The 14907-nt window shown below is 60.3% G+C and carries 19 protein-coding genes, 1 tRNA gene and 2 pseudogenes; 10 read left to right on the top strand and 12 right to left on the bottom strand.

What is annotated here, in order from left to right; all coding sequences use genetic code 11:
* Together Q8O69_RS01580 and Q8O69_RS01575 are read left to right on the top strand one after the other, a co-directional pair.
* Positions 1-137, top strand: a pseudogene (locus tag Q8O69_RS01580) (IS1595 family transposase); the annotation flags it as partial.
* Between the two features lie 65 nt (positions 138-202).
* Complete coding sequence (locus Q8O69_RS01575; protein WP_305589157.1) at positions 203-604, top strand: lysozyme inhibitor LprI family protein; 402 nt, start codon at positions 203-205, stop codon at positions 602-604.
* 3 nt (positions 605-607) lie between these two features.
* On the opposite strand, the gene ptrC is transcribed toward Q8O69_RS01575, so the two are convergent.
* Together ptrC and Q8O69_RS01565 are read right to left on the bottom strand one after the other, a co-directional pair.
* A complete protein-coding gene (gene ptrC / locus Q8O69_RS01570; protein WP_305589156.1) occupies positions 608-805 on the bottom strand; it encodes a type III secretion system co-regulatory protein PtrC in 198 nt (65 codons plus the stop codon).
* A 26-nt stretch (positions 806-831) separates the two neighbouring features.
* Positions 832-966, bottom strand: coding sequence for a hypothetical protein (locus Q8O69_RS01565; protein WP_305589155.1), 135 nt, complete (start codon positions 964-966; stop codon positions 832-834).
* Between the two features lie 222 nt (positions 967-1188).
* Here Q8O69_RS01565 and Q8O69_RS01560 point away from each other — a divergent pair, with 222 nt between their 5' ends.
* Positions 1189-1917 carry an amidotransferase gene (locus Q8O69_RS01560; protein ID WP_305589153.1) on the top strand — a complete coding sequence of 243 codons (729 nt, stop codon included), beginning with the start codon at positions 1189-1191 and terminating at the stop codon, positions 1915-1917.
* 93 nt (positions 1918-2010) lie between these two features.
* Here Q8O69_RS01560 and Q8O69_RS01555 read toward each other — a convergent pair whose 3' ends face one another.
* From Q8O69_RS01555 to Q8O69_RS01535, 6 genes and pseudogenes are all read right to left on the bottom strand, one after another.
* Complete coding sequence (locus Q8O69_RS01555) at positions 2011-2982, bottom strand: magnesium and cobalt transport protein CorA (protein WP_305589152.1); 972 nt, start codon at positions 2980-2982, stop codon at positions 2011-2013.
* 145 nt (positions 2983-3127) lie between these two features.
* Positions 3128-3853 (bottom strand): 1-acylglycerol-3-phosphate O-acyltransferase, encoded by a 726-nt coding sequence (locus tag Q8O69_RS01550; RefSeq protein WP_305589151.1) that lies wholly within the window; start codon positions 3851-3853, stop codon positions 3128-3130.
* A gap of 70 nt (positions 3854-3923) precedes the next feature.
* Entirely contained in the window at positions 3924-4784 is an 861-nt protein-coding gene (locus Q8O69_RS01545; protein ID WP_305589150.1) for an ABC transporter substrate-binding protein, read from the bottom strand.
* Positions 4785-4846: 62 nt separating this feature from the next.
* Positions 4847-5674, bottom strand: coding sequence for a methyl-accepting chemotaxis protein (locus Q8O69_RS22015; protein ID WP_371136031.1), 828 nt, complete (start codon positions 5672-5674; stop codon positions 4847-4849).
* 30 nt (positions 5675-5704) lie between these two features.
* Positions 5705-6730 (bottom strand): annotated as a pseudogene (locus tag Q8O69_RS22010) (cache domain-containing protein); the annotation flags it as partial.
* Between the two features lie 170 nt (positions 6731-6900).
* Positions 6901-7590: a crotonase/enoyl-CoA hydratase family protein gene (locus Q8O69_RS01535; RefSeq protein ID WP_305589147.1), complete on the bottom strand. Its 690-nt coding sequence runs from the start codon at positions 7588-7590 to the stop codon at positions 6901-6903.
* 293 nt (positions 7591-7883) lie between these two features.
* Between Q8O69_RS01535 and Q8O69_RS01530 the strand changes: the two genes are divergently transcribed.
* Positions 7884-7973, top strand: a tRNA-Ser gene (locus tag Q8O69_RS01530).
* Between the two features lie 94 nt (positions 7974-8067).
* Here the strand turns inward: Q8O69_RS01530 and Q8O69_RS01525 are convergent.
* Complete coding sequence (locus tag Q8O69_RS01525) at positions 8068-8331, bottom strand: Txe/YoeB family addiction module toxin (protein WP_305589145.1); 264 nt, start codon at positions 8329-8331, stop codon at positions 8068-8070.
* Positions 8328-8570, bottom strand: coding sequence for a type II toxin-antitoxin system Phd/YefM family antitoxin (locus Q8O69_RS01520; protein ID WP_090505392.1), 243 nt, complete (start codon positions 8568-8570; stop codon positions 8328-8330). Before Q8O69_RS01520 ends, Q8O69_RS01525 begins: the two co-directional genes overlap by 4 nt.
* 143 nt (positions 8571-8713) lie before the next feature.
* Here Q8O69_RS01520 and earP point away from each other — a divergent pair, with 143 nt between their 5' ends.
* Positions 8714-9847, top strand: coding sequence for an elongation factor P maturation arginine rhamnosyltransferase EarP (earP, locus tag Q8O69_RS01515; RefSeq protein WP_305589142.1), 1134 nt, complete (start codon positions 8714-8716; stop codon positions 9845-9847).
* Between the two features lie 46 nt (positions 9848-9893).
* Complete coding sequence (gene efp, locus Q8O69_RS01510; RefSeq protein ID WP_275963587.1) at positions 9894-10466, top strand: elongation factor P; 573 nt, start codon at positions 9894-9896, stop codon at positions 10464-10466.
* Between the two features lie 76 nt (positions 10467-10542).
* Here efp and Q8O69_RS01505 read toward each other — a convergent pair whose 3' ends face one another.
* Positions 10543-11499 carry a LysR family transcriptional regulator gene (locus tag Q8O69_RS01505; protein ID WP_305589140.1) on the bottom strand — a complete coding sequence of 319 codons (957 nt, stop codon included), beginning with the start codon at positions 11497-11499 and terminating at the stop codon, positions 10543-10545.
* Between the two features lie 106 nt (positions 11500-11605).
* On the opposite strand from Q8O69_RS01505, the gene Q8O69_RS01500 reads away from it, so the two are divergent.
* Positions 11606-12361, top strand: coding sequence for a sulfite exporter TauE/SafE family protein (locus Q8O69_RS01500; RefSeq protein ID WP_305589139.1), 756 nt, complete (start codon positions 11606-11608; stop codon positions 12359-12361).
* On the opposite strand, the gene Q8O69_RS01495 is transcribed toward Q8O69_RS01500, so the two are convergent.
* Positions 12351-13205 carry a LysR substrate-binding domain-containing protein gene (locus tag Q8O69_RS01495; RefSeq protein WP_275963584.1) on the bottom strand — a complete coding sequence of 285 codons (855 nt, stop codon included), beginning with the start codon at positions 13203-13205 and terminating at the stop codon, positions 12351-12353. The genes Q8O69_RS01500 and Q8O69_RS01495 overlap by 11 nt on opposite strands.
* Positions 13206-13302: 97 nt before the next feature.
* Between Q8O69_RS01495 and Q8O69_RS01490 the strand changes: the two genes are divergently transcribed.
* The 3 genes from Q8O69_RS01490 to pyrF all read left to right on the top strand — a co-directional run bounded on the left by Q8O69_RS01490 (position 13303) and on the right by pyrF (position 14873).
* A complete protein-coding gene (locus Q8O69_RS01490; protein ID WP_275963583.1) occupies positions 13303-13536 on the top strand; it encodes a DUF1127 domain-containing protein in 234 nt (77 codons plus the stop codon).
* A 53-nt stretch (positions 13537-13589) separates the two neighbouring features.
* Entirely contained in the window at positions 13590-14060 is a 471-nt protein-coding gene (locus Q8O69_RS01485) for a DUF3291 domain-containing protein (protein WP_275963582.1), read from the top strand.
* A gap of 114 nt (positions 14061-14174) precedes the next feature.
* The gene (gene pyrF, locus Q8O69_RS01480; RefSeq protein WP_305589138.1) at positions 14175-14873 is read left to right on the top strand and encodes an orotidine-5'-phosphate decarboxylase; all 699 of its coding nucleotides are present in this window, start codon (positions 14175-14177) and stop codon (positions 14871-14873) included.
* The last annotated feature ends 34 nt before the right edge of the window (positions 14874-14907 follow it).

The following is a 14907-nucleotide window of genomic DNA, read 5'->3' as shown; positions in this document are numbered from 1 at the left end:
ACGGTGTCGCCACCCGCTACCTCCCGAACTATCTGGGCTGGCGCCGCATGCTTGAGCGCTATCAACAGCGTATTCAGCCAGCTCACTGTATCCAGGAGGCGGTTGGACGCACCATGCAACACGCGATTGGGACATAGCCTTTTTTATGGGCATGACACTAGACTGCTGCAACAGCCACGCGGGTGTGGCGCAAGGAGGTGTTATGAAAATCGGGATAAGCAGTGCGCTGGCAATCAGCCTGGGGTTATTGGCCGCGCCGGTGTGGGCGGATGACTGCGCCAATGCCATGGATCAACTCACTCTTAACCAGTGCGCGGCGGCGGACTACGCCGCACAGGACAAACGCCTGAATCAGCTCTATGGCGATTATCGCAAGCGTCTGGATGATGGGCAGAAGCAGCAACTCAAAGACGTCCAGCTGGCCTGGATCAAATTCCGCGACCTGGCCTGCGCGTTTGAGTCAGCGTCGGTGGAGGGCGGCTCGGCCTATCCGATGGTGCTAGATGGTTGCCTGACGCAAAAGACTGCCGCGCGGGCCAAGGAGCTGGAGCAGCTGGCCGTCTGTGAAGAAGGCGACCTCAGCTGCCCGATGCCAGCGCAGTAGCGGTCAGCAGGCCTGACGGCGGCAGACCAGCTGCTGGATAGCCTGACGCTCGCTCAGGTGAGTGGGCATGCGCAGGGTGGTCAGCGTCCCATCGCTGAGCTGGATGGCCAGCTCGGACTCGAAGTGGATGCCACTGTCGTCGACAGTGGCGTAGGTCACGCCATAGACGTTCTGGTTGCTCAGTGATTGGGCGATGCTCATGGCGTTCTCCTGCTTACGGGGTGGAGTTATTTACCGGCGTTCTGGTCAGCCTTGAGTTGTGCGGCTTGCACTTTCTCGGCTTGGCGTTGGCTGCTCGCGCTGTGGTTGCTGGTAAAGGCTGATGCGGCAAGCAGGCTGGCGATGGCGGAAAAACTGGTCATGGTGATGTCCTCTGGTTAGTGGGGCGCAGTGCCCGATGGCGCAAATCATCTGCGCGTGCCGCTATCGACAGAAGTGAATGGTGCTTATGGTGACTATCGAGGGCGCTGATGGGCCCCGGGTAATTGGTCGGGTTTAGCCCGTAGCTATTGCCTTGCAGCCTGTCAGCAGGCACGCTTGCGCGCTGGAAAAACAACCCTCCTGCGCCCTAGGTAACCGCCCATATGCCGCTGCAGATCTGCATCCTGGAAACCGATGTTCTTCGCCCTGAATTGGTCGACCAATACGACAGTTATGGCCGTATGTTCGAGCAGTTGTTCGCCCGCCAGCCGATTGCTGCCGAGTTCAAGGTGTACAACGTGATGGAGGGGCATTACCCGCCGGACAGCGAGCGCTACGATGCCTATCTGGTGACGGGCAGCAAGGCAGATTCCTTCGGAAGCGACGCCTGGATTCAGACGCTGAAAACCTACCTGCTGGAGCGCTACAACCGGGGCGACAAGCTACTGGGTGTGTGTTTCGGCCACCAGCTGCTGGCGCTGCTGCTGGGCGGTAAAGCCGAGCGTGCGGTACAGGGCTGGGGTGTGGGTATCCATCAGTACCGCATGGCGAGCAAGCCGACCTGGATGAGCCCCGATCTGGAAGACCTGACCCTGCTGATCAGTCACCAGGATCAGGTCACCCAACTGCCGGAAAACGCCACATTGTTGGCCAGCAGCGAGTTCTGTCCGATTGCTTCCTACTGCATCGGTGATCAGGTGCTGTGCTTCCAGGGTCACCCCGAGTTCGTGCATGACTACTCGCGCGCGCTGCTCGATCTGCGCCAGAAGCATATCGGTGAGCCTGCTTACTCCAAGGGCGTCGACAGCTTGCAGCACGATCATCAGGGCCACACCGTGGCTGAGTGGATGATGCGCTTTGTCGCCCAGGGCCGTGCTGGTCTGGCTGAGTAACTCGCAGTTGCACGAAAAAGCCCGGTCAGTGACCGGGCTTTTTTATGGCGTGCCATCCAGGGCCGCCACCCTGTGGGCCGCCGCTACGCGACGCTATAGCCAGCCGGAACGCTTGAAGCTGGCGTAGAGCCCGACGCAGCCGGTGGTGATCAAGCCGAGCACGCCGAAGTAGCCGTACTGCCAGGCAAGCTCTGGCATGTTCTGAAAATTCATCCCGTAGATTCCCGCCACCGCCGTGGGAAAGGCCAGAATCGCCGCCCAGGCGGCGAACTTGCGCTGGGTGACGCTTTGTCGTGAGGACTCCAGCAGCAGACCAATCTCGATGGCGTGGTCGGCCATCTCGCGTAGGCCGGTGAGGTCCTCCAGCAGGCGGTTGACGTGAATCGCCACGTCGCGGAAGTAGGGGCGCATGTTCTTGTCGATGAACGGGAACTCGAGGCGTTGCAGCTCTTTGCAGATTTCTGCCAGCGGCCCGATATAGCGGCGCAATCGCAGCAGGTCGCGGCGCAGGCCCTGGATGCGCTCGACATCGGCCTGACTCAGTGGGTTTTTCAGCACGTGCTGTTCCACTTCCTCAAGCTCGACGTGGTAGTTGTCCATCAACGGGCGGTAGTTCTCGATCACGAAGCTGAGCAGGGCGTAGAGCACGAAATCTTCGCCGTGTTCAAGCAGCAGCGGGCGCGCCTCGCAGCGTTGGCGCACCTGGGAGTAGGGCGCGGATTCGCCGTAACGGGCGCTGATGATGTAACCGCTGCCGGCGAACAGCTGGGTTTCGACAAAGGTCAGCTCGTCGTTGACCAGAATGGGCGAGTACAGCACCAGAAACAGCGCATCGCCGAAGGTTTCCAGCTTGGGCCGGGTGTGCCGCTGCAGGGCATCCTCCAGCGCCAGTTCATGCAGGTCGAATTGTTGTTGCAGGCTGATCAGCTCCTCGGAGCAGGGATCATGCAGGCCGATCCAGACGAAATGCCCCGGTTTCTTCGACCATGGCTTGCCTTCGTCGAGGCTGATATTGGTGACTTTCTTGCCGTTGCTATAAACGGCGGCGGCAACAACGCGACCCATGGTGTTTCCTTATTATCGGTGACCTCAGCACGCAGCTTAGCGGCTTGCTCGCCGCTGGTGTGATTGAACGGTTGCTGCGCGGGATACATCAGGAAATAAAAAGCCCAGTACGTGGCTGGGCTTTGGGGGGGCGTTGCGGGTTGTGTCAGGCGCTTTGGCTGAGCTGTTGATCCATGGCATCGATGCATTGCTGCATCTGCGTGCGACAGGTTTCAATCAGCTGCGGCAGGTCATCCTGGCTCAGGCCTGCGGTGGGGATGGCCGGCAGCGAGCGGATCATGATCTCGCCGCTGTTCCAGCGGTTGAGCTGGATATGGTTGACGTAGGTGCTGACACACACAGGGATGATCGGCACGCCGGCGGCAATCGCCATCTGGAACGCGCCTTTCTTGAAGGGCAGCAGACCCTTGCCGAGGTTGCGCGTACCTTCAGGGAACACCCAGATCGAGGTGTCTTTATGCTTGAGGGTGTCGGTGGTGGTGAGCATGGCCTGCTTGGCGCGAATCGCATTGCCACGGTCGAGCAGCACGTTGCCGGCCAGCCAGTACAGCTGGCCGAAGAATGGCACCCATTTCAGGCTCTTCTTGCCGATGCTCACGGTGCGCTTGGGCACCACGCGGCCGAGCACGTAGAGGTCATAGTTGGACTGGTGGTTGGCGATGATCACGCACGCATGCGGCTTTTCCAGCAGCGGCTGGACGTCGGTCTTCAGCTTCCAGCGCAACAGCCACTGCGCGGGGATGCTGTAGAGGCGCGCACAGAGCCTGCTGTTATCAGGGTTAAACGGGCGGCAGATGCCAAGCAGCAGACCGAGGATGCCAGCGAGGATAAAGTGCACGCCCATCGCCAGCATGCGCAGAAGAAAAAGCATTTGGTACGCCCGTCATAGGAAAAAGGCGCGCAGTGTACGGGCGTGCACTGCTTTCGGCAATTGATGCTGATCAGAGGTCGTTACCGCTTGTTGCGTCCTCGCCAGAGTCGCTATCGGTGGCAGGCAGCAGGTCAATCGAGCTGTAGCGCTGGGCCAGGCGGGCGATGCTGCCATCCTGCTCAAGGGCTAGCAGGGTCTGATCCAGCTGTTGCATAAAGTCCTGTTTGTAGGGGTAGGCCTGTTCATTGATGCGGGTATAGCCCAGATGACCGTGCTCGCTGGACAGCTTCGGCCCCTCAGTCAGCCAGCTCAGCCCACTGCTGGCAAACAGGCCTTCGTTACGCATCTGCTGCAGCTCCCAGAGGATCGACAGGCGATCATTGATAAACACATCGATACGCTTGCGTCTGAGTTGCAGCAGGTTGGTGCGGTTGTCCGTGGCGTAGCTCTGTTTGACCTCGCCAGCCGCGAGCATGGTCTTGTAACTCGGCGCGGCGATGATGTTGAAGCCGCGGTTGAGACCGATGCGCAGGCCCGCATAGGCGGCCGGGAAATCCTCGATAGCGCGTTGCTGAGCCAGCTCGGAACGCACGAAGGCCACCACGCTTTCTTCCAGAATCGGCCGTGAGTAATCCATCCACGGGCGTTCCACCGGGCGATGGTAGGGCGGGAACAGGGCAAAGGCTGTGCCTTTTTCCAGTGCCGCCAACCCGCGTGGCCAGGGCACAGGGCGGATACTCACGTGATAACCCGGCATGTGCGCGAAGGCCGCACGCAGGATCTCGCTGTACAGGCCTTTGGCTTCGCCGTTTTCGGCGTAGCTGTAGGGCGGATAACTGGCGTCACACAGCACCGTAACACTGATGGGCGTTTGCGCCTGGGCGATGCCATGCATGGCCAGGCACAGTAGCCACGTTACGAGTATGCGCATGCCCAATCTCCTTATCGGTTGGCGCAGGCTGCACGCGTAGGTGCAGCCAGATGTATGGGAGCTCAGACCTTGAAGCGCCCGAGCAGATGATCTTGCTGGCCGACCTGTTCGACCATCACGGCGCACTGGCGCACCTGTTCCTCGGCGCCGGCGGCCACCTCATGGCTGATGTCGCGGATATTGGTGGTGTTACGGTTGATCTCCTCGGTGGTGGCGCTCTGCTGCTCGGCGGCGGTGGCGATTTGCAGGTTCATGTCGTTGATCCGGGTGATGGCATCGCTGATGCGGCCAAGCATGTCGTTGGCTGCGCCGGCTTCTTCGGCGGTCTTGCTGGCGGTATCGCGGCTCTGCTGCATGCGCGACTCGGCCTGTTTCACCCCGGATTGCAGCTGGTCGATCATCTGACGAATTTCCTGGGTCGACTGCTGGGTGCGCGAGGCCAGTGAGCGCACTTCGTCGGCAACCACGGCAAAACCGCGGCCGGACTCCCCGGCGCGCGCGGCTTCGATGGCGGCGTTGAGGGCGAGCAGGTTGGTCTGATCGGCAATGCTGGTGATCACCGAGAGGATTGACTCGATGTTGTGGCTGAGTTTGGCCAGCTCGTTGATCGCATGGCTGGTTTCGTCCATTTCCTCGGCCAGGTGCTTGATCGCCTCGGTGGAGCGCGAGACCACGCGCACGCCATTTTCAGTCTCCTGATTGGCCGCCAGCGCTGCCTGCGCCGCAGCCTGTGCGTTGCGCGCCACTTCCTCGGCGGTGGAGGCCATTTCCTGCATGGCGGTGGCCAGCTGATCGAGTTCCTGCAGCTGTTGCTGCAAACGATTGGCGGCCTGGTTGGCTTCGCTGGAAGTCAGGGTAGTGCTTTCGCGCACCAGCCTGGAGCTACCCATCACCTCGCTGATCAAACTCTGCAGGCTTTGCAGGAAGCTGTTGAATTCCCTGGAAACCAGGGCGATTTCATCGTTGCCAGCGGCAGGCAAGCGGCGGGTCAGATCGCCTTCCCCGCTGTTCACCTCGTGCAGGGAGTTATGCAGGTGGTCGAGGGGCTTGAGCAGGCTGTTCATCAGCACCCCCAGCACGATCAGGCTGATGATTACTCCCAGCACGGTGCCGATCACCGCACGCCAGCTTAAGGCGTTGGCTTCGGCCATAACGATGCTCTTGTCGAGCACCACGCCGATATACCAGTCCATGCCTTTGAGATTGGGCAGTGGGGTGAAAGACACCAGTAGGTCCTTGTCGCCGCCGCTGGTTTCCTGCAGCTCCTTATTCAGGGCTGGGCTCTGGCCGTCGAATAGTTCGCTGTAGCTTTTGCCGTTCAGCTCGGTGTTGGGGTGGGAAATGATATTGCCGTTGCGCGTGAGCAGAAAGGCGTAGCCGGCGCCGTTGAAGTCCAGGGTGTTAACCGCGTCGGCTACGGTTTTCAGGCGAATGTCGCCACCCAGCACGCCGAGAAATTCGCCAGCATTGGTGATGCGGGTAACGGCGGAAATCAGGATTTCGCCGGTGGTGGAATCCACATAGGGTTCGGTGAGTACCGCCTGGCTGCCGGCTTTACCCGTGGTGTACCAGGGGCGCTGACGGCCGTCCCAATCCGGTTTTGGCTGCCACTCATCGGTGTTCTTGATCGGCTTGCCATCGTTTTGCAGGGTGCCGAACACCAGGATGAACTCGTTTTTCAGCATGGGGCTGTTGACGATGCGCTGGGTTTCTTCGGGGCTGTAGTTGCTGTCGATGCTCTGCGACATCAGATCCATCAGCTTGAGTTTGGCGTTAAGCCAGTTCTCGATCTGCCGTGCTAGTGCGTTGCTCGATTCTTCGATGCTCGCCGCTACCTGGTTATGCAGGGTTTCGCGAACTTGGCTGACTTGCGCCAGTGACAGCAGGCTGGTGGTAAGGAACAGCACGATGGCCGCGGCCAGACCAACCTTGTGGGCAATCTTCATAACACGCTCCCGGCGGCAATTTCGAATAGATCGTTGGGCGCCTCTGCTCCTTGGCCTTACCTGTTAAAAGTAATACAGCCTGGCCAGATTGCTTGCGGGCTCGCCACTGTTTTGCCATTGAATGCAAAAGCCCGGCACATGGGCCGGGCTTTGCGGGTTGCGTGGTCTGCTTACACCATGTGCTTCTTGTCCAGCTCAACCGCCAGGTCGAGGGCTTCGAGCAGCGCCTTGCGTACTTTCAGCTTGGTGTTTTTGTGCGCGGTCATGTTGATCTTCTTCATCTGCTGGGCAACTGCCAGGGCAGTGGCGTGCAGTTGCTCGGCCGGCACCACCTTGTCGAGGAAGCCTGCATCCACCGCGCCTTGCGGATCGAACATCTCGCCGTTGATCACCGAGCGGTGGAAGGCCGATTTGCGCAGGCGGTCACGGGCCAGTTCGATGCCGGCGTGGTGCATGGTCATGCCGATCTGTACTTCGTTGAGGCCGATGCTGAACGGGCCTTCGACGCCGATGCGGTAGTCGGACGAGAGCAGGATAAATGCACCCTTGGCCACCGCATGGCCCGGGCAGGCGACGATGATCGGGAAGGGGTGAGCGAGCATGCGGCGCGCCAGGGTGGAGCCGGAAGCCACCAGGTCGATGGCATTCTGTGGGCCGGAGGTCATCACCTTGAGGTCGTAGCCACCCGAAAGAATGCCCGGCTGGCCGGTGATGGTCACGATGGCCTTGTCCTGCACGGCGCGATCCAGAGCTGCGTTGAAGGCAGTGATCACATCCGGGGAGATGGCATTCACCTTGCCATTACACAGGGTCAGGGTGGCAATGCCATCGTCGAGTTGGTAACTGATCAGGTCGCTCATGGTCGGGTTCCTTGTACTGAAGTGCAGCAGACGTTACTCATCCGCACCGGTCAGGTAAAGCACGATGGCTGACTGGCTGGTCAGCGATTGCTGCGCTTGTTGCCGTAAGCCGGTTTATTTCCCAGGGCTTTGTTCTATTAACCTAGCGGCGATTCGAGCAAGGCCGGCAAACCTCACGACTGATCCCTGCATCTGGCATAAGCGCATGAATCTTTTGAAAAAAGCTTTTGCCTTTGCAAGGCTGTTCGGCTAGATTAGCGCGCCTCGACAGACAGCAATGCCGGTCGAGCCCCGGTGAAGTGTCCGAGTGGCTTAAGGAGCACGCCTGGAAAGTGTGTATACGAGAAATCGTATCGAGAGTTCGAATCTCTCCTTCACCGCCATATTGATTCAGCTAAGGCCCTGATGACTAACAAGTTGTCGGGGCTTTTTGCTTTCTGGCGTTTGGTGGTGTCGATAGAGTGTCGAAAACCTTTATCAGTCGTAGTGCGACCAGAGCCGTAGAACCTTCACCACCTGTTCATCCTGCAGCACCATATAGACCAGCCGATGCTGAATGTTGATGCGGCGTGAGTAGGCCCCGGCGAGATCCCCGACCAGCTTTTCATAGGGAGGAGGGTTCTGAAACGGGTTTTCCTGTACGACTGCCAGCAGGGCTTTAGCTTTGTCCTTTAAGCCAGCCGCTGCCAGTTTCTGTGCATCTTTCTGAGCTTGCTTTGTGTAGACGAGCTGCCAATTCACCAATCCAGTTCCTTAGCGCATTCCTCGACCGGCTCGGCCATGCCTTCTTTGATCGACTCGCGCATGCCAGGAACTGACAGCAGATACAGAGTCTCTTGAATCGCGTCCCAATCTTCGGCCGACACCAGAACAGAGTTGGTGCGCTTACCTGAAATGAGGATGGGCTGGTGCGATTCGGCAGATTGATCCATCAGCCGGTACAGGTTTGTGCGTGCTTCGCTTGCGGTTAGGGTTTGCATGGGGCTCGGCCTCCTATGTCGTTGCGCATAGCGTACGGCAAAACGTACGTTTTGTTAACGTCATTTATCGGCCAGTGGGTTCAGTGTCAAACTACCGTCGCCGGGCGCTTGTTAGACTGCGCGCCTGACGATTGGGGTTGGGCATGAAGGCGACTTGGGACATTTTCTGCAGCGTTGTCGATAACTACGGCGATATCGGGGTGACCTGGCGGTTGGCGCGGCAGTTGGTGGCCGAGCATGGTCTGGCGGTGCGGCTGTGGGTGGATGATCTGGGCGCGTTTGTGCGTTTGTGTCCGCAGGCTGATGCGCAGGCGCAGCGGCAAACCCAGCAGGGCGTTGAGGTCTGTTTGTGGCGTGCCGAGTGGCAGGCGGTTGAGCCTGCGGATGTGGTGATCGAGGCGTTTGCCTGTGAGTTGCCAGCCGCCTACATAGCCGCGATGGCGCAGCGTGCGCAAAAACCGCTCTGGCTCAATCTGGAGTACCTGAGCGCCGAGGACTGGGTGGAGGGCTGCCACGGCTTGCCTTCATTACAGTCCAATGGTTTGTCGAAGTTCTTCTTCTTCCCCGGCTTTAGCGCAGGCAGCGGTGGCTTGTTGCGCGAGCGTGAACTGCTGGTGCAGCGCCGGGCGTTTCAGGCCGATAGCAGCGCCCGCGAAGTGTTTCTGCGCAGCGTTGGTGTAACGCCGTTGCCTGGCGCGCGGCTGATCTCTCTGTTTGCCTATGAGAACGCTGCGCTAGCCAGTTGGCTGGATGTATTGGCTACTGACGCGCAAGCCAGCCAGTTACTGGTGCCGGAAGGGCGCATTCTGACGGATCTGCAAGCTTGGCTCGGTTGCACAGCTATGCGTGCTGGCGATATGCAGCAGCGCGGCCAACTGCATATCCAGGTGCTGCCGTTTATCCAGCAGGATCAGTACGACCGGCTGCTGTGGAGTTGTGATGTCAATGCGGTGCGCGGGGAGGACTCCTTCGTCCGCGCGCAATGGGCCGGGCGGCCGTTGCTCTGGCATATCTATGAGCAGGCGGACAACGCCCACCTGGAAAAGCTCGACGCGTTTCTTGCTCTCTATAAGGAGGGTTTGTCAGCGGGTGGGCAGCGGGCCCTGGTCGAGCTGTGGCATGCCTGGAATAGCGGTCAGTCAGTCAAAGAAAGCTGGGATCAGCTGTTACAAGGCTGGCCAGAGCAGCAGGCACATGCCGAGCAGTGGTGTCTGCAACGGGCCTCTCAGGCCGATCTTGCCGAGGCGCTGGTGCAGTTTTACCTAAATTGGCTATGATACGCGGCCAAGAATTTTGTAATTCCATCCAAACCCGGATATTCGTATGAAAACCGCACAAGAAATGAAGCCCAACAGTGTGGCCCTGATCGACGGCCAACCTTGGCTGATCCAGAAGGCCGAATTCACCAAGTCCGGTCGTAACAGCGCCATCGTTAAAATGAAGCTGAAGAACCTGCTGAGCGGTTCCTCGACTGAAACCGTGTACAAAGCCGACGACAAAATGGAGCCGGTGATCCTCGATCGCGTAGACGTGACCTATTCGTACTACAGCGAGCCGAACTTCGTCTTTATGGACCAAGAGTTCAACCAGTACGAGCTGAACAAAGACGATCTGGAAAGCGTAATGCCGTACATCGTTGATGGCATGACCGACGTCTGCGAAGCCGTATTCTTTGAAGGCAAAGTGGTTTCGGTTGACCTGCCGACCACCATCGTTCGCCAGATCACCTACACCGAAGGTTCCGCCCGTGGCGACACTTCCGGCAAAGTGATGAAGCCAGCCAAGCTGAGCAACGGTACCGAGATCAAAGTCGCTGACTTCTGCAACATCGACGACTGGATCGAAATCGACACCCGTACCGGTGAGTACAAATCCCGCGCTAAAGCTCCGGTTTAAGATCGGCTTTAACGGCGAGAGTAAAAAGCCCGACCTTGAGTCGGGTTTTTTTATGCCTGTGGTTTACCGACAGCGTTTAGCTGCGCTGCAGGCCACTTTGCAGCGCCAGATCCCAGGGCGCTACCGGGCCAAAGCGGGTCTTGAGAAACTCCAGCAACAAGCGGCTGCGTGAGTCGGTTTCGCGCTCCAGGCGCAGGGCGTAGATGCCGCTGGGCTCGGGAGCGGGCAGGCCGTTTTCGCAAAACAGCGGCAGCAGTTCGCCGCGCAGCAGGTAATCGCTAATCAGCCAGGTCGGCAAATGAGCAATGCCCAGGCCGGCGAGGGTGCTGAACAGCAGCGCTTCGGCGTTGTTGGCGGTCATGCGCAGACGTTTGGGGCGGCACAGCTGCAGTTTGCCGTCCTGCTCGAAGCGCCAGGCATAGGGCGGCGCCAGGCTGTCCCAGTCGAGGCCGTCATGTTCCTGCAGCTCATCAGGGCTGCGCGGTACACCGCGACGCGCCAGGTAGTCAGGGCTGGCGCAGACGACTCGGACCATGGGCGATAGCGCCGTGGCGACCAGGCGCGTATCGGCCAGCGGACCGATGCGCAGCACCAGATCGACCTCTCCCAGGTGGGTGCCATGCAGATCGACGAAGCTGTCGATCAGTCGTAGTTGCACATCCAGTCCCGGATAGGCGACCAGAAACTCGGCAATCGCCGGGGCCAAGTGGCGTCGACCGAATGGCGCGGGTGCGTCAATACGAATCAACCCTTCCGGTGCGCTGCTCAGTGATACGGCTTCGGCGCGGGCCAGGTGCAACTCGGCGAGAATGCGCCGCGCGCGCTCGGCAAAGGCTAGGCCGGCAGACGTGGCGCGCACGGCATGGGTGTTGCGGCTGAACAGGCTGCTGCCTAATGAGCGTTCCAGGGCATCGATGCGCCTAGCCACTGCCGAGGGCGTCAGCGGGTGGCGACGGGCTGCGGCGGAAAAGCTGCCGGTTTCCAGCACATCGAGAAACAGGCTGAGCTGGTCGGTCAGGCTATCGGGGTTCATGGTCAGCCCTTGCTGTGCGTTATATGCATAGCCATTTTGCGTTGCTGTGCGTTTCGCGGCTAGTGGCGAATGTCTACGCTGTGCGGCATCACTCTGGAGCCCGCTGATGACCTTGCTCGACTTTGCCTTGAACCTTCTGCTTGGACTTGCCCTCGGCACCTTGGGTGGCCTGTTTGGAATTGGCGGTGGGTTGATCGCCATCCCGGCGCTGGGGGTGTTTTTTGGCCTGGATCAGCAGTTGGCGCAAGGCACGGCTCTGGTGATGGTGGTGCCCAATGTGCTGTTGGCGCTGTGGCGATACCACCAGCGCAACCGTATCGACTGGCGCCATGCCCTGGCCCTGGCGGTGACCAGCTTGCTGTTTGCCGTAGTGGGCGCCGGTTGGGCGGTGACCCTGGATGCAGATCGCATGCGTCTGGGTTTCGTGGTTTTCCTGGTGCTGCTGGCGGTCTATAACCTCTCGCGGCTGTACAGCAAGCCGGCCATGCTCTCGGTGGGGATGCGCTATCCCTGGCCTTGGCTAACGCTGCTGGGCAGCGGTGCCGGTTTGCTCGGCGGCCTGTTCGGCGTAGGCGGCGCGGTGTTGGCCACGCCGGTGCTGACCACGGTATTCGGCACCAGTCAGGTGGTCGCGCAGGGGCTTTCTCTGGCGTTGGCGGCACCAAGTACGGCCGTCACCCTGGCGACCTATGCCGTGCATGATCACGTCGATTGGCTGCTGGGGGCGCCCCTGGCGCTGGGCGGTTTGCTCAGCATCAGCTGGGGCGTGAAGTGCGCCCATGCGCTGCCAGAGCGCGTTCTGCGCGGGTTGTTTGCCGGTTTTCTGCTGCTTTGCGCGGTATTGCTCGCGCTTAAAGTCTGAAACCTTCGACGATTTGTTCGGCCAGGGTCTCGGTGACCTGCGACTGGGTCTGGCTGTTACGCAGCAATACGATACTGGCGGAGGGCATCACCGGCAGGCCCTCGGCAGTGCCGATGATGCGCATGTCCGGGGTAATCAGGCTTTGCAGCTGCGCGGTAATCGCCAGGCCCGCACTGACGACCGCCATGATCGCCGACAGGCTTGGGCTGGTGTAGGCGATACGGTATTCGCGCTCCATGGCGTCCAGCGCGTTGCAGGCCCAGGAACGGCAGAAGCACTGCGCATTGAACATCGCCAGCGGCAGCGGTTCCTGCTCGTGCGGGCTGAAGCCCTGGGCCTCAGCCCAGACAATTCGTTCTTGGCGCAGCAGTTGGCCAATTTCGGTGCCGGGCTCGCGGGTGACGATGGTTAGGTCGAGGTCTTGGCGTTGCAGCAACTGGAAGGATGGCTCGCAGTGCAATTCCACCTGCACCAGCGGGTAGGCTTGGGCGAAGCGCGAAAGAATGCCCGGCATAAAGCGCATCACATAGTCGTCCGGGGTGCCGATGCGCACGGTGCCAACCATATGCGGGGCACGCATGCTGGTCATCACTTCACTGTGCAATTTGAGAATGCGCCGGGCATAGCCGAGCAGTAATTGGCCTTCGGCGGTGAGGCTGAACTGGCGCCCGTCGCGCAGAAACAGCGGGCGCTGCACCACATCTTCCTCCAAGCGCTTCATCTGCATGCTGACGGCCGACTGGGTGCGGTTGACCATTTCCGCAGCGCGGGTAAAACCGCCGTGATCGGCAATCGCGACAAAGGTGCGCAGCAGCTCGCTGTCGATGCTCGGGTAGCTGGCCATACATCAATCTCCGAGATGCATTGCATAAGAAACATTCGTTGGATTGATCATAATCCCAGCGCGAGACTGTCGCCAACCCCACAAGGAGGGCGACGAGATGAAAGGTCAAAAAGGTTATGCAATAGCCAGTGCCGGGCGCTTACAGGGCCGCCGGCCGTTTGCAATACTGCGGGCGGTTAGTCGCCAGTTTTCCCGCTGGTGGCAGCTGGCCGAGCAGCGCCGGCGCCTGGCCATGCTCGATGATGCGGCATTGAAGGACCTCGGCTTAAGCCGCGCGGATGTTATCCAGGAAAGCGAGCGTTCATTCTGGGATGATCCGCTGGCGCGCTAAGCGGCTGAGGGCCGTGGTTATTCAGGGATTTATATAAATAAGGAGAGACATTGATGTCGAGCTATCAACTCGCGCAGTTGAATATCGCCACGATGAAGGCGCCACTGGAGTCGCCAAGCATGGCCGACTTTGTCGCCAATCTGGAGCGCATCAATGCGCTGGCGGAAGCCTCGCCCGGTTATGTCTGGCGCTTGCAGGACGAGGCGGGCGATGCCACGGCGTTTCGCCCGTTTGGTGACGATGTGCTGGTGAATCTGTCGGTATGGCGCGATGTGCAGGCGCTCAGCGATTACGTCTACAAGTCCGCCCATACCGAGATGCTCAAGCGCCGCCAGGAGTGGTTCAGCAAGGTCAGTGCGGCGCATATGGTGCTGTGGTGGGTGCCGGCGGGGCATCGGCCCTCGGTGCAGGAGGCTGCCGAGCGCCTGACCTTGCTGCGTGAGCAGGGCGCCAGCGCGCAGGCGTTTAGCTTTCGTCAGGCGTTTGCGGCGCCGGATGTGCTTGTGGCTGAGCCTGCCGAGTAGCGGCAAGCGCTTATCTGCTTGAGCATGAGCGATGCGAGCGGATCACCGGAGCGGCAAGCGGGTGGCGCATCCGCTACAATGCGCGCCGAATTTGTCTTGCCCGAGAGCCTGCCCATGTCCGCTTGCCAGACCCCGATCATCGTTGCCCTGGATTTCCCGACCCGTGATGCCGCGCTGGCATTGGCTGATCAGCTTGATCCCACGTTGTGCCGGGTAAAAGTGGGTAAAGAGCTGTTCACCCGTTGCGGGCCGGAGATCGTCAATGTGCTGGCCGGCAAGGGCTTCGAGGTGTTCCTCGATCTGAAATTCCACGACATTCCCAATACCACCGCCATGGCGGTCAAAGCCGCGGCGGAGATGGGTGTGTGGATGGTCAATGTGCACTGCTCGGGTGGCCTGCGCATGATGGCGGCCTGCCGCGAAACCCTGGACAAGCTTGCTGGAGCCAAACCGCTGCTGATCGGCGTAACCGTGCTGACCAGCATGGAGCGCGAAGACCTAGCCGGCGTGGGCCTGGATCTCGAACCGCAGGCGCAGGTGCTGCGTCTGGCGGGGCTGGCGGCGCAGGCCGGTCTGGATGGCCTGGTGTGTTCGGCTCAGGAAGCGCAAGCGCTGAAGGCCGCTTATCCGGCGTTGCAGCTGGTAACGCCGGGGATTCGTCCGGCCGGCAGCGCGCAGGATGACCAGCGCCGTATTCTGACGCCGCGTCAGGCGTTGGATGTAGGCTCGGATTATCTGGTGATCGGCCGGCCGATCAGCCAGGCAGCCAATCCTGCCCAGGCGTTGGCGGCTGTGGTGGCTGAGCTGGCCTGATGCTGCTGCGGCAAGGCCGGTATCGGTCTTGCCG

This window comes from Pseudomonas sp. (genome assembly GCF_030690725.1).
In the GTDB taxonomy this organism is placed as follows: Bacteria; Pseudomonadota; Gammaproteobacteria; order Pseudomonadales; family Pseudomonadaceae; genus Aquipseudomonas.
Note: the sequence above shows the minus strand (reverse complement) of the source record. Positions and strands in the feature narration are given on the sequence as shown.